Source organism: Phytomonospora endophytica, from assembly GCF_014202425.1.
In the GTDB taxonomy this organism is placed as follows: domain Bacteria; phylum Actinomycetota; class Actinomycetes; order Mycobacteriales; family Micromonosporaceae; genus Phytomonospora; species Phytomonospora endophytica.
The window spans coordinates 331,878-345,253 of sequence record NZ_JACHGT010000001.1 but is presented as its reverse complement, the minus strand read 5'-3'; the positions used below and the strand labels follow the sequence as shown (position 1 = coordinate 345,253).

The following is a 13,376-nucleotide window of genomic DNA, read 5'->3' as shown; positions in this document are numbered from 1 at the left end:
ACGGGCAGGTCGACGGGCCGTCGAGCGACGCCGACCTGCCCGTTCATTCGACGTAAAGAATGTCGCAAGAACAGCCCCCGAACTGTTCGGCCAACAGCACTGACCGTGTTAATCGACCGAGATCCATCCTGTTGGTGGCCATTGGCGGACCCAATCGGCCGCACCATTCTTTCCTTTGCAGAAAGGTAAGACAATGAAGGTGAGAACCTTCTCGGCGACCCTCCTCGGCCTCGGTGCCGCGGTCCTCTCCCTCGCGCTGACGGCCTCCCCGGCCCAGGCCGACCCGAACCCCGCCCCGCCGCCCTACGGCGCCCTCGCCGGTGTCGGCTCCGACACCACGCAGGACGCCCTCAACGGCTTCGGCGCCGTCCTGGACGACAGCGGCGGCAACCCGATCCTCGACTCGTGGGACGCCCGCGGCTCGTCGACCATCACCACCAAGGCCGCCGCCTCCAACGCCAACTGCACCGGCCTGGTGCGCCCCAACGGTTCCAGCCAGGGCCGTGACGCGCTCATCGCCTCCGAGAACGGCACCCCGTGGCAGGGCAAGACCATCACCGGCTGCGTCGACTTCGCGCGTTCCTCGGCCGGGCCACGCAGCGCCGGTTCGACCTACACCTACGTGCCCTTCGGCGTGGACGCGGTGACGGTGGCGATCAACTCCAACAGCCTCCTGCCCACCAACGTGACCTTCACCCAGATCCAGCGCGTGTACCAGTGCCTGGACACCACCATCGCCGGTGAGCCGGTGACGCCGCTGCTCATCCAGTCCGGTTCCGGCACCCGCCAGTTCTGGCTGGCCCAGATGGGCATCACCGAGGCCGACATCGCCGGTGGCCTCTACCCGTGCCTCGAAGACCTGAACAACACGATCCAGGAGCACGACGGCACCGTCCTGGCCGGACACGAGGACTACATCCTGCCGTTCTCGGTCGGCCAGTACATCGCACAGAGCAACTCCGCGGCCATCGCCACGGCGACGGGCGTGACCGTCACCGACCGCCGCGGCCCGTCAACCCTGCTGTCCATCGGCGGCACCGCCCCGGTGACCGGCGGTGTCCTCAACACCAACTTCCCGATCGTGCGCGACGTCTACAACGTCCTCCCCACGGCGGACCTGACCAACCCGGTCATCGACGCCAACTTCACCGGCAACGACTCGGCGCTCTGCACCAAGACCGTCACCGTCGCCGGCACCCCCAAGCGCGTCACCGAGCTGTTCGGCTTCGGCTACCGCGCCTCCACCGTCGGCACCGGAAAGCTCGGCTGCGGCGTCACCACCCTCACCGGCAACAGCTAGACACCACCGGCCGGGAGGCTCCGCGGGCCTCCCGGCCACCCGCCCGCCACGCCCCCACAGAAACGGAGAAGGCCAGTGCGCACGCGCCTGACCAGGATCACCACCGTCCTCGCCGCCACCGCCGCAGCACTGCTCGCGCTGTTCCTCACCGCATCGCCCGCCCACGCCGAAAGCCCGATCCTCGGCACCCTCACCCTCAGCGCCACGTCGGGGACCGTCACCGACACGCCCTTCGTCGCCTCCGCCACCACCACCGGGAGCTGCCCGGCCGGTTACGGCGACAACACCGCCCTGCGGGTCGGCCCGGTCGGCGGCCCCTACAACCTTCTCGGCCGCATCGGCGGCGATGGCGGTTACGACAACGGACAGGCGATCACCCTCGCGGCCTCCCGCTCCCTCAGCACGGTCCTCGGCGGTCCCCCCGCCGACGGCACCTACGAGGTCGTCATCACCTGCTCGGGCGTCCTCACCGGCGTCAACGCCAAGGCCTACTCCACCTACATCGCCGTCACCGGCGCGAACTGGGCCCTGAAGGAGGCGACGGCGACCACCACGACCGTCTCCGGATCCACGCACATCGCCAAGCTCGGCAAGCCCGTCACCCTCACCGCCCGCGTCGCCCCGGCGAACAACGGCTCGGTGAGCTTCACGGACGGCACCACCGCCCTCGGCTCCGCGTCGGTGGCCAACGGCAAGGCGACCATCACCACCACGTCGCTCACCGCCGGGTGGCACTACGTCGGCGCGTCCTTCACCCCCGACGACGCCCGCACCCACCGGTCCTCCACCGCCGCGTGCGGCTGGTGGATCTACGTCACCTCCTAGGCGACGGCCACGACACGGTGACCGGGCGGCCGTCGCCGCCCGGTCACCCGTCCCCTCGGACAACCCCTCACACAGCAAGGAATCACACGTGAAAAAGCCGACTCCACTACTCCTGCGCACCGGCGCACCGCTGGTGCTCGCGCTCGCCCTCATGGCGGGCGCGCTGCTCGCGTTCGGCTCCCCACCCGCCCAGGCGGCGCCGCTGGGCACGATCGTGCTGTCCCCGACGACCGGTTCGGTCGGCGCCGACACGCCGACCACCGCGATGGTCGACTCCGCGACCGCCTCAGCTGCCTGCCCCACCGGGTACGGCGACCAGGTCGGCTTCCGGGCGCGCCCGGTCGGACAGGCCACCCCCGGCAACGCGTTCGGTTCGATCCTGTCGGCGGGCGGCTACGACACCACCGCGCCGAAGTTCGTGCCCGGGACCAACCTGCGCTTCTCCCTCGCGCGGGTCCTCTCCGGGAACGTCACCCCCGTCCCGGTGCCCGCCCCGGGCGACTACGAGCTCTACATGAACTGCTTCAGCGGCACCACCGGCGAGCACGCCGACCGCTTCTCGCTGATCATCACCGTCACCGGTTCGACCTGGGCGGTGAAGACGACGCAACCGAGCGACTCGGCGTCACCGAGCACGTCGGCGTCGCCGTCGGACTCGGCCTCCCCGAGCCCGTCGGCGAGCACCTCGGTGTCGACGAGCCCGACCACGGGCGGGCCGAGCCCTTCGCCGTCGAAGCCGGGCGGGCTGGCCAAGACCGGCGCGCCGGTCTTCGGGATCACCGCGGCCGGGATGGGGCTGCTCGTCGCCGGTTTCGCGATCCTGCGCGGTGTGCGCAGGCGCCGGACCGCCGGGGGCGCGTGAACCGTGCGGTCCGCGCGGCTCCGGGCCGCGCGGGCCGCACCCGACCGGGAGGAGAGACCCCGTGACAGTCACCATCGAACGGCCGCCGGCGGAGTCGCCCGCCGGGTCCCGGCGCTTTCGGCCGCCGCCCGTCCCGGCGAAGGTCTTCGGCACCGTCGTCACCATCGTCTCGGCGCTGCTGCTGGCGTTCGTGGCGCACCTGACGGTCGTCTCGGCGCTGCGGCACGACCGGGCGCAGCAGACCGCCTTCGCCGACTTCCGTTTCGAGCTGGCCAACGGCACGGCACCGGTCGGGCAGACCGACCTCGACACCGGCCGCCTGCACGAACCGGGGACGCCGGTGGCGGTCCTGGCGGTGCCGAGCCTCGGGCTGCGCGAGGTCGTGTTCGAGGGCACGACCTCGACGGTCCTGACCTCCGGCCCCGGCCACCGCAGGGACACCGAACTGCCCGGGCAGGCCGGGACGAGCGTCATCTACGGGCGGCAGGCCACCTACGGCGGTCCCTTCGCGCGCGTCGCCGAACTCGCGCCCGGGGACGTCGTCAACGTCGCCACCGGGCAGGGCGAGCACGCCTACCGGGTCAGCGGGGTCCGTCGTGCCGGGGACCCCGAGCCGCCCGCCCTGGCGCCCGGTGCCGGGCGGCTGACGTTGGTCACCGCCGACGGGCCCGCGTTCACGCCCGAGGGTGTCGTGTGGGTCGACGCCGACCTGACCACGCCCGCGCAGCCCGTCCCGCCGAAACCACTGGCCGCGCGCGCCCTCAACACCGGTGAGGAGGCGATGGCATGGGAGACCGACTCCGGCCCGGGGCTGCTGCTGTGGGGCCAGACGCTGCTGCTGGCGATCGGCGCGGTGATCTGGATCCGCCTGCGCAAAGGGCTCTGGCACGCCTGGATCGTCGGGGTGCCCGTCCTGTCGGCCGCCGGGCTGACCTTCTTCACCGAACTGTCCCGACTGCTGCCGAACCTCTTGTGAAGGAACGACGATGACCACGACACTCCCCCGCACCACCATCGGACCCGCCTCGCTGACCGCGCGGGAGATCTCGGCCTGGTTCGGCGACCACAAGGTCCTCGACCGGGTGTCACTGACCATGCGGGCCGGGGAGGTGACGGCGCTGATCGGGCCGTCGGGCTGCGGGAAGTCGACCTTCCTGCGGATCCTCAACCGGATGCACGAGCTGGTCGCCGGGGCCGCGCTCGCCGGTGAGGTGCTGCTCGACGACGGCGACATCTACGCGCCCGGGCAGCGCGTCACCGACGCGCGGCGGCACATCGGGATGGTGTTCCAGAAGCCGAACCCGTTCCCGGCGATGTCCATCTACGACAACGTCCTGGCCGGTCTGCGGCTGACCGGGACACGTGCGTCCCGTCGGGTGAAGGACGCCCTGGTCGAGGAGACGCTGACGAAGGCCGGGCTGTGGAGGGAGGTCGCCGACCGGCTGCGGCAGCCCGGCGGGGCCCTGTCGGGCGGGCAGCAGCAGCGGTTGTGCATCGCGCGGGCCCTGGCCGTCCGGCCGCGCGTGCTGCTCATGGACGAGCCGTGTTCGGCGCTCGACCCGACCTCGACGCGCCGGATCGAGGAGACGATCGCCGAGCTCGCCGCCGACGTGACGGTCGTGATCGTCACGCACAACATGCAGCAGGCCGCACGCGTGTCGCAGCGCTGCGCGTTCTTCCTGGCCGAGCAGGGGACGCCGGGCGTGATCGTCGAGCACGGGACGACGACGGCGATGTTCGACCACCCGCGCGACCAGCGGACCCTCGACTACGTGCACGGGCGCTTCGGTTAGCGGGCCGTACGCACGCGAGAGCCCCCGCGCGGTGTGGCGCGGGGGCTCTCGGTCGCTTCTGGCGGTGTTAGCCCGCGGCGTACGGGTCGACGAGGCCCGACAGGTCGGGAGCGCCCTCCGGGTCGCCGGCCGGGGCGGCCGGGTCCGCGGCGGGGTCGATCGCCGACGGGTCGGCGGCGGGGTCGGCAGCCGGGTCCGCGGCGGGGTCGGCGGCCGGGTCCTGGCCCTCGGTCGGGTCGGCGCCGAAGACACCCGGGAACGACGACTCGGGGTCGGCCGAGGAGTCGTCCTCGATCGGCTCATCGACGTACTCGGTCTCGTCCATCATGCCGTCACCGGTCGTGTCGTACTCGATGCGGTCGACGGTGCCGTCGCCGTTGTCATCGGTCTGCAGCTCGTCGATGAGGCCATCGTGGTCGTAGTCAACGGCGATCATGTCGGCATCGCCGTCACCGTCGGAGTCGAAGCGGTACTCGTCGGCACCGTCCGCACCGACCGAGTGGTCGTACTCGTCAGCCGAGCCGTCCCCGTCAGCGTCGATCCAGATTTCCTCAGACATCGCTATCCCCAATTCAGTACGTCGTTTGCCTGTGCACCAAACCATAAGCGGCGCCGAGATTCGTGTTCTCCCGGATCTGTGCCAACGCGGCGGCGACGCGGAGACGGTTTCGCCTGGTGATGTGGCGAATGCGGAGGGTTCGGACGGGGGTACGGGCGTGACGGTGGGGGTTGGGGGCGAGGGCTCGCGCAGGCGGCGCGGGTCGGGGCCGGGGACGGGGTGTTGAGCCGAAGGTGGCGGTGAGGCGGCGGGTGAGGGCTCGCGCAGGCGACGCGGGTCGGGGACGGGGGCGCGGGGACGGGCGCTTGTCTCGTCAGCGGTGGCGGCGGCTCGGGCACACGGTGAGATCGCGTCCGGTCAGCGGCGGCGGGCGGAGCTGTGCCGAGGAACCGTCAGGACCGCGCCAACGTCACGGCCGCCAGGGCCGCGCGCACTCGGCACGGCGGCGGGGCGGCGCCACTGCCTCACGGCATAGCGGCCTGGCCAGGCTGTCGCACCCGCACCCGCAGCCGAGGACGCAGGCCACGGCACGCCCGGCCGCTCACGGCCAAAGCCATCCTCATGCCCGCTTGACGCGTGGCAGTAGGTCGAGGCGGCGGGCGGCAGGCGGAGCTGTGCCGAGGAACCGTCAGGACCGCGCCAACGTCACGGCCGCCAAGGCCGCGCACGCTCGGCACGGCGGCGGGGGGCGGCGCCACACGGCAACGGCACCTCGCGGGGGCGGCGGCAATCCCTCACGGCATAGCGGCCTGGCGAGGCTGTCGCACCCGCAGCCGAGGACGCAGTTCACAGCACGCCCGGCCGCTCACCGGCCAAAGCCATCCACTTGACCACCTGACGCATGGAAGTAGGTCGAGGTAGCAGGCGGCGGGCGGCGGGCGGCGGGCGGCGGGCGGCGGGCGGCGGGCGGCAAACGATGGAGTACCTCCGCCCTCGGCGGCAACACCGGCGGGCGCTGGCTGATCAGGAAGCGTGAGGGCGTGCGGCCGCCATGTCCGGATCCCAGCGAGCGCAGACTGCGGCCGGGCGGCGGCCACCAGCCACAGTGCCTTGGCCACGCCTCAGAGACGCGCGACCCCCGGAGACCGCACCGCACCTCACGGGCCGATCCCGGCTACTCGCCGCTCACGTCGCCTCCCGCTCCACCCACGCGGTAGCAGGTGGAGGTGGCGGGCGGTGGCGGGCGGTGGCAGGCGGGCGGCGGGCGGCGGGCGGCGGGCGGCGGGCGAAGGCAGGCAGGCGGAGGCGGCAGGTGGAGGCAGGCAGGGGTGGCGGGCGGAGGTGGCGGGGGCGGCGGGCGAAGGCAGGCGGGCTGCGGGCGAAGGCAGGCAGGCGGCGGGCGAAGGCAGGCAGGCGGAGGCGGCAGGTGGAAGCAGGCGGGGCGGTGGGCGGAGGCAGGCGGGGGTGGCGGGCGGAGGTGGCGGGGGCGGCGGGCGAAGGCAGGCGGGCGGCGGGCGGCGGGCGGCAGGCGGAGGCAGGCAGGCGGTGGCAGGCGGAGACGGCAGGTAGCAGGTGAAGGCGGCAGGCGGCGGCGGGCAGCGCGCGGCGGACGACAAACGTCCAACGCGCAAGTGCCTCGGCCCCTGGTGGCAGCACCGGCGAACGCCAGCTGATGAGCAGGCGCGAAAGCGTGCGGCCGCCGTGTCCGAACCTTGCCGAGCACGGACAGCATCCGAGGCCGCTGCACCACATGCCCCCGACCCGCCGAACGAGCCCGGACTACGGCCTCGCCGCACTCACCCACCCCGCGCACCCCGCACCCGCACCCCGCGCACCCACCCCGCACTCACCCACCCCGCGCACTCCGCACCCGTACCCGCACCCGCCCCACGCAACCGGGGCCGCGCCTCACGGCACGACCCCGGCTCCCCAGCTCTACCCCTACCCCTACCCCGCCCGCGGCGGCAAGACCGGTGCGGTCAGTCGCGGACGGTCGGCGGGTGTGAAGGTGTGCGGTGGCCGCTTCTGGATCTCGACGAGCGCGAGTTCGATCGCGGTCTCCAGTTGCGGGTCTCGTCCGGCGGCGTGGTCCTGGGGCGCCATCTCGACTTCGACGTCGGGGTCGACGCCGTAGTTCTCCACGCCCCAGCCGGTCGCGTCGAAGTGGAAGGCGAACTCGGGCTGCGACAGGAAGGTGTTGTCGACGAGTCCTGCGCGGTCGGTGTACCCGACGACGCCGCCCCACGTCCGCTTCCCGACGAGCGGCCCGAGCTGGAGCTGTTTGAAGGCCTGGCTGAAGATGTCGCCGTCGGAGCCGGCGAGTTCGTTGGCGATGGCGACCAGCGGGCCGCGCGGCGACTCGGCCGGGTACGACATCGGCATGTTCCACCGCGAGTGGTCGTAGCCGAGCCGCCGGCGCGCGAGCTTCTCGATGAGCAGACCCGAGACGTGCCCGCCGCCGTTGTACCGCACGTCGACGATCAGGCCGTTGCGATCGAACTCGTTGAGGTAGGCGCGGTGGAACTCCGCGAACCCGTGCGGCCCCATGTCGGGCACGTGGATGTACCCGACCTGCCCGTCGGTCGCCTCGTGCACCTTCCGCCGGTTGTCCTCCACCCAGTCGCGGTAGCGGATCGCGGCCTCGGAGTCGAGGGCCTTGACCGTCACGGTGCGCGGCTCCTCGTCGCCGCGCGCGACGGTCAGGCGGACCTCCTGACCGGCCTGGTTGACCAGGCGCTGGCCCGGGGTGGCGCCTTCGCCGACGGCTTGGCCGTTCACGGCCAGCAGCCGGTCGCCTTCGCGGACGTCGACGCCGGGGCGGTTGAACGACGACGTCGCTTCGGGCAGCCACGGGTCGCCTTCGAGGATCCGCGCGATCGTGTAGCCGTCGTCGCCGAGCGCGAACTCGGCGCCGAGGTAGCCCTGCCCGTAGTACGGCCCGGCGCGGTAGTCGCCGAGGGCCTCGTAGGCGTGGGAGGTCCCGAGCTCGCCGTTCATCTCCCAGAACAGGTCCGAGAGTTCCCCGCGTGTCGAGATCCGGTCCACCAGTGGCGCGTACCGCTCGTAGACGCCGTTCCAGTCGACGCCGGACATGTCCTCGGTCCAGAAGTGCTCGGCCATCAGCCGCCACGCCTCGCGGAACATCTGCGGCCATTCCGTCTCCGGGCGCACCGAGACCTTCACGCGGCCGAGGTCCACCCAACCGGAATCACGCGTGGTGCCCGACTCGTCGGGCGCCTTCTCACCGGCCTTGATGACGCGCAGGCGGTCACCGGAGCGGTAGAGGAGGGTCTTGCCGTCGGGGCCGAGTTCGATGTCGCTGACCCCGTCGGCGACGCGCTCGACCTTGCCGCTGGCGAGGTCGACGCTGTCCAAGGCGCCGACCGGGTCGTCGGAGCCGTCCCCCGACGGCCTCGTGCCCTCGACGGGCCGCGACAGCACGAGGACCTTGCCCGAGACGCCGACGACCTTGTCGTAGCGCCCGTCGGGCAGCGGGAGCGGCACAATCCGGTGCGTGATCCCGTCGAAGTCGATGCGCGCCACCGGCTTCTCCTCCTGCTCCCCCTCGCCGTCACCCTCGGCGGTCTTATCCTTGTCCTTGTCCTCCTCCTCGGTGAGGGGCTTGGCGGTCGGCACGAAGGGCGCGGCCACGTCCGAGCGCAGCGCGATGGCGTACGGGCGCGCGCCGGTCGGGAAGTTCAGGTCGAAGTGCAGCTCGTCGTAGACGGGGTTGAACTCGCGGTGCCCGATGAAGTACAGGTACTTCCCGTCGGGGTCGAAGGACGGGCCCTCGTCGCGCAGGACCCGCTCGGCGGCCATCCGGACGGTGCCGGTGGCCAGCTCGACGAGCTTGATCCCGGTGCGGCTCGCCGCGTCCTCCTGCGAGGCCTGCAGCGGGCAGGAGTACGCGATCCAACCGCCGTCGGGTGAGAAGACCGGGTCGCTCATCTGGCCGTAGGCGCTGGTGTCGAGGACCTTCGCGACCGGCTCCTCGGCGTCGAGGTCGACGACCAGGAGCTGGTTGCGGTGGTTGACGAGGGCGACCGTGGCGCCCTCCGGCGCGACGGCGAGCTCCATCACGCGGCCCAGGTCGAGGTCGAGGCGGCGGTCGGGTTCGGCGGCGCCGAGGGGCAGGGTCACCAGCACCTCGCGCGGGCCGTCGTCGGCGGCGATGGCGACGAGGCGCTCCCCGCCGGGCAGCCAGGCCAGGTCGCGGTAGCGGACGCCGTCGGTGGCGCCGTGCTGCACGACCGGGCCCTCCCAGTTCCCGAAGGTGAAGGGTTTGCCGCGGCTGGTGATCGCGAGGCTCGAACCGTCGTCCGACAGGTGCGCCGAGTGCAGGTACTCACCCGTGTCGACGAAGCGGCGGGCGCGCTGCGTGCGGGTCACTCCGACGGCGATCTCCAGCTTGCGGGGGCCGTCCTCGGCCGGGTCGAGCAGGTAGACGTCGCCGCCGCAGTGGTAGACGAGCCGCTCGCCGTCACCGGAGAGGCTGCGGGCGTAGAAGTCGCCGTGGTCGGTGTGCCTGCGCAGGTCGCCACCGGCGAAGTCGATCGAGTAGACGTTGCCGTAGCCCTCGTGGTCGGACAGGAAGTAGATCCGGTCCCCGATGATGTTCGGGTTGGCCAGGTTCCCGTTCGGCTCGCGCAGGCGACGGAAATCCCCCGCTGAACCTCCGTCGCGGATCCACAGGTGACCGGCGGTGCCACCGCGGTAGCGTTTCCAGCCCGCCGCGTCGCGGAAGCCGCCGCGCGCGATGACCGAGACGCCGTCGGGGCCGTCGGCCAGTTCGCTGCCGCGGCCGTAGGGCAGTTCGGCGCTGTCGGCGCCGTTGATCGCGTCGATCGTGCGCAGGCGCGTCTCGCCGCGGGTCGGGCTCTGCGCGGCCGTGGCGTAGACGACGGAGTCGCCGCGCCAGGCGGTGACACCGAGGGAGTAGCCGCCCTCGAAGGTCAGCCGCCTCGACTCGCCGCCGCCCATCGGCACGACGTGGACCTCGGCGGGCCCCTCCTCGCGGCCGGTGTAGGCGATGAGGGTGCCGTCGGGCGACACGCGCGGGTGCGACGCCGCCGCCACGCCCGCGGTGAGCCGGGCGGCGTGCCCGCCCGCCGCCGGGACGGTCCACAGGTCGTCCTCGCAGACGAAGACGATCGTGTCGCGGTGAATGGTCGGGAACCGGGGATAGCCGTTCGCCATTGCCGAACCTCCGGGTGAAGGGCTCAATGTGTGCTGGACCGCCCACCAAGAGGCGGCATCACCATGACATCATGCCGACGCCACGTGAGCAAGCCCACGAGTCCGCGGGAGCGCCACGACGTAGGCTCGTCACCGTGACCTCCGTACAGCCCGAAGGCCGCCGCATGCTGCGCATCGAAGCGCGCAATGCGGCCACGCCCATTGAGCGCAAGCCGTCCTGGATCAAGGTCAAGGCCAAGATGGGCCCCCAGTTCACCGAACTGAGCGGGCTGGTCAAACGCGAGGGCCTGCACACCGTGTGCCAGGAAGCCGGCTGTCCCAACATCTACGAGTGCTGGGAGGACCGCGAGGCGACCTTCCTCATCGGCGGCGACCAGTGCACCAGACGCTGCGACTTCTGCCAGATCGACACCGGCAAACCACAGGCGCTCGACCGCGACGAACCCCGCCGCGTCGCCGAGTCGGTCGCCCAGATGGAGCTGAAGTACGCCACCATCACCGGCGTCGCCCGCGACGACCTGCCCGACGGCGGGGCCTGGCTGTACGCCGAGACGGTCCGCCAGATCCACGAGCTGCTGCCCGGCTGCGGTGTCGAGTTGCTGATCCCCGACTTCAACGCCGTCCCCGAGCAGCTCGCCGAGGTCTTCGGCTCGCGCCCGGAGGTGCTGGCGCACAACGTCGAGACCGTGCCGCGGATCTTCAAGCGCATCCGCCCGGCCTTCACCTACGAGCGTTCGCTGTCGGTGATCACCAAGGCCCGCGAGGCCGGTCTGGTCACCAAGTCGAACCTCATCCTCGGCATGGGCGAGGAGCGTGCGGAGATCTCGCAGGCCCTCACCGACCTGCACGCCGCCGGCTGCGAACTGATCACCATCACGCAGTACCTGCGCCCGTCGGCCCGGCACCACCCCGTCGAGCGCTGGGTGAAACCCGAGGAGTTCGTCGAGCTGAGCGCCGAGGCCGAGGCCATCGGTTTCGCCGGTGTGATGAGCGGGCCACTGGTGCGCTCCTCCTACCGGGCTGGACGCCTCTACCGCCAGGCGCTCGACGCCCGGCAGCCCGCGTGACGTGACGCCGACCTCCATCTAAGCTTGACGTTATGGCAGACCAGCCCGAGAAGGTTTCATTCATCCAGCGGATCAAGCAGATCGGCCAGGCGTTCACGTTCACCGCCAAGCGGGACAAGGTATTCCTCCCGCTCGTGATCGTCGCCATCCTCCTACCGCTGATAGCGGTGGCGGCGCTGGTGACCTTCACCGAGCTCGGCTGGTGGATCATCCCGGTCGGCATCCTGATGTCGCTGCTGGCCATGATGATCGTGCTCAACCTGCGCGTGAACAAGGCCGTCATGAACGAAGCGGTCGGCAAGCCGGGCGCCGCCCTCGCCCTGATGGACATGATCCGCGGCTGGACCACGACCCCCGCCGTGCAGGTCAACACCCACCAGGACATGGTCCACCGCACGATTAGCCGCTCCGGCGTCGTGCTGCTGGCCGAGGGGTCCCCGCACCGGCTGAAGAGCATGATCGCCCAGGAGAAGAAGCGCGTCAGCCGCATCGCCGGCAACGCGCCCGTCTACGACTACATCATCGGCGAGGAAGACGGCCGGCTCTCGGTGCGCAAGCTGCGCTCGACGCTGACGAAGCTGCCCAAGAACCTCACCTCGAAGGAGCTCGCCGGGCTCATCAAGCGCCTTGAGGCGATCAGCGCGCGCTCCGCACCGATCCCGAAGGGGCCGGTCCCGGGGAACATGCGCGCCCCCAAGGGCATGCACAAGGCGATGCGAGGCCGCTGACATACCGGACACGCCGATCAGGCCGGGACACCTCAGGTGTTCCGGCCTTTTTCACGCACGGGCGAGGACAAACCCGGCCGAGCCGCACGAACGCGCGTCCGCCATCCGGACGGCCCCTTTCCATCACGCCGTGTGCTCTCTACCATTCCGGGAAACGTGACGGCCGTCGCCGAACGGAGGACGGCCGTCACCCATTGCTCCCAGTCTCGACGCGAGGGTTGAACCATGAACGGCGAACCACTGCTGCGCAGCAAAGGCCTGCGGGTCACCAAGCAGAGACTCGCCGTGCTCGAAGCGCTCGCCGAGGGCGGCCACCCGCACGTCGACGAGGTCATCGCCCGCGCGCGGCCGAAGGTCGGGTCGCTGTCCACCCAGGCCGCCTACGACGTGCTCGCCACCCTCACCGAGGTCGGCCTCGCCCGGCGCATCGAACCCGCCGGGCACCACACCCGCTACGAGTCCCGGACCGGCGACAACCACCACCACGCCGTCTGCCGAGGCTGCGGGCACGTCGCCGACATCGACTGCGCGGTCGGGACGGCGCCCTGCCTGGAGGCCGCCGAGGACCACGGCTACATCATCGACGAAGCCGAGGTCACGTACTGGGGGCTGTGCGCGGATTGCCAGAAGGTATCCCCGGCCGGTTCGACCGGGCCTTGACGCCGGAAGCTAGCGCACCATCACCGAACCGGCCGCGCGGTCGTGCAGGCCGCGACGGTCGGAATCCATGATCAGGGCGGGGACGACCAGCGCGAGCAGCGCACCCCGGATGAGCGCGCGGTACAGACCGAGGCGCTCACCGTCGATGCGGACGCAGCGGATCTTCGCCACGCGCATGCCGGGGGTCTGTGTGAACAAGCCCACGAAGAACGCGTACTCCACCACCAGGAACGCCGAAGCCCATAGATTCCCGTACGGACGCGGCATGACGGCCACGGCCAGGAGCAGGCACAGGATCCAGTCGATCAGCAGTGCCAGGAAGCGCTCGCCGAAAGTCGCCGGGCGAGTCTCCGAAGTCGTGTTCGAGGACGGCGAAGCGGTGGTAGACACGGAATGAGCGTACCCGGCGGCCGTTCGCGGACCGCGCGAGCCGGTCGTCGTGGGCC

Annotated in this window: 11 protein-coding genes; 8 read left to right on the top strand and 3 right to left on the bottom strand. The window is 71.6% G+C overall.

The features are described 5' to 3' along the window. Window positions 1–193: 193 nt before the first annotated feature. The 5 genes from HNR73_RS01410 (at window position 194) to HNR73_RS01390 (ending at window position 4,780) form a co-directional block, all read left to right on the top strand. Window positions 194–1,300 (top strand): hypothetical protein, encoded by a 1,107-nt coding sequence (locus HNR73_RS01410; RefSeq protein ID WP_184785345.1) that lies wholly within the window; start codon window positions 194–196, stop codon window positions 1,298–1,300. A 75-nt stretch (window positions 1,301–1,375) separates the two neighbouring features. Beyond that, window positions 1,376–2,125, top strand: coding sequence for an Ig-like domain-containing protein (locus tag HNR73_RS40575; RefSeq protein ID WP_184785344.1), 750 nt, complete (start codon window positions 1,376–1,378; stop codon window positions 2,123–2,125). Between the two features lie 88 nt (window positions 2,126–2,213). Then, window positions 2,214–2,987: a hypothetical protein gene (locus HNR73_RS01400; RefSeq protein WP_184785343.1), complete on the top strand. Its 774-nt coding sequence runs from the start codon at window positions 2,214–2,216 to the stop codon at window positions 2,985–2,987. Window positions 2,988–3,048: 61 nt separating this feature from the next. After that, entirely contained in the window at window positions 3,049–3,963 is a 915-nt protein-coding gene (locus HNR73_RS01395) for a sortase (RefSeq protein WP_203686123.1), read from the top strand. A gap of 10 nt (window positions 3,964–3,973) precedes the next feature. Further along, complete coding sequence (locus tag HNR73_RS01390; protein ID WP_184785342.1) at window positions 3,974–4,780, top strand: phosphate ABC transporter ATP-binding protein; 807 nt, start codon at window positions 3,974–3,976, stop codon at window positions 4,778–4,780. Between the two features lie 67 nt (window positions 4,781–4,847). Here the strand turns inward: HNR73_RS01390 and HNR73_RS01385 are convergent, their stop codons facing one another. Together HNR73_RS01385 and HNR73_RS01380 are read right to left on the bottom strand one after the other, a co-directional pair. Then, the gene (locus tag HNR73_RS01385; RefSeq protein ID WP_184785341.1) at window positions 4,848–5,339 is read right to left on the bottom strand and encodes a hypothetical protein; all 492 of its coding nucleotides are present in this window, start codon (window positions 5,337–5,339) and stop codon (window positions 4,848–4,850) included. A 1,887-nt stretch (window positions 5,340–7,226) separates the two neighbouring features. Beyond that, complete coding sequence (locus tag HNR73_RS01380) at window positions 7,227–10,475, bottom strand: S41 family peptidase (RefSeq protein ID WP_184785340.1); 3,249 nt, start codon at window positions 10,473–10,475, stop codon at window positions 7,227–7,229. Between the two features lie 164 nt (window positions 10,476–10,639). Between HNR73_RS01380 and lipA the strand changes: the two genes are divergently transcribed. The 3 genes from lipA (at window position 10,640) to HNR73_RS01365 (ending at window position 12,930) form a co-directional block, all read left to right on the top strand. After that, entirely contained in the window at window positions 10,640–11,542 is a 903-nt protein-coding gene (gene lipA / locus HNR73_RS01375) for a lipoyl synthase (protein ID WP_239122111.1), read from the top strand. A gap of 32 nt (window positions 11,543–11,574) precedes the next feature. Then, window positions 11,575–12,270 (top strand): DUF4191 domain-containing protein, encoded by a 696-nt coding sequence (locus HNR73_RS01370; protein ID WP_184785338.1) that lies wholly within the window; start codon window positions 11,575–11,577, stop codon window positions 12,268–12,270. A gap of 225 nt (window positions 12,271–12,495) precedes the next feature. After that, window positions 12,496–12,930, top strand: coding sequence for a Fur family transcriptional regulator (locus HNR73_RS01365; protein WP_184785337.1), 435 nt, complete (start codon window positions 12,496–12,498; stop codon window positions 12,928–12,930). A gap of 9 nt (window positions 12,931–12,939) precedes the next feature. Here HNR73_RS01365 and HNR73_RS01360 read toward each other — a convergent pair whose 3' ends face one another. Further along, window positions 12,940–13,320, bottom strand: coding sequence for an RDD family protein (locus tag HNR73_RS01360; RefSeq protein WP_239122105.1), 381 nt, complete (start codon window positions 13,318–13,320; stop codon window positions 12,940–12,942). Window positions 13,321–13,376 lie beyond the last annotated feature (56 nt).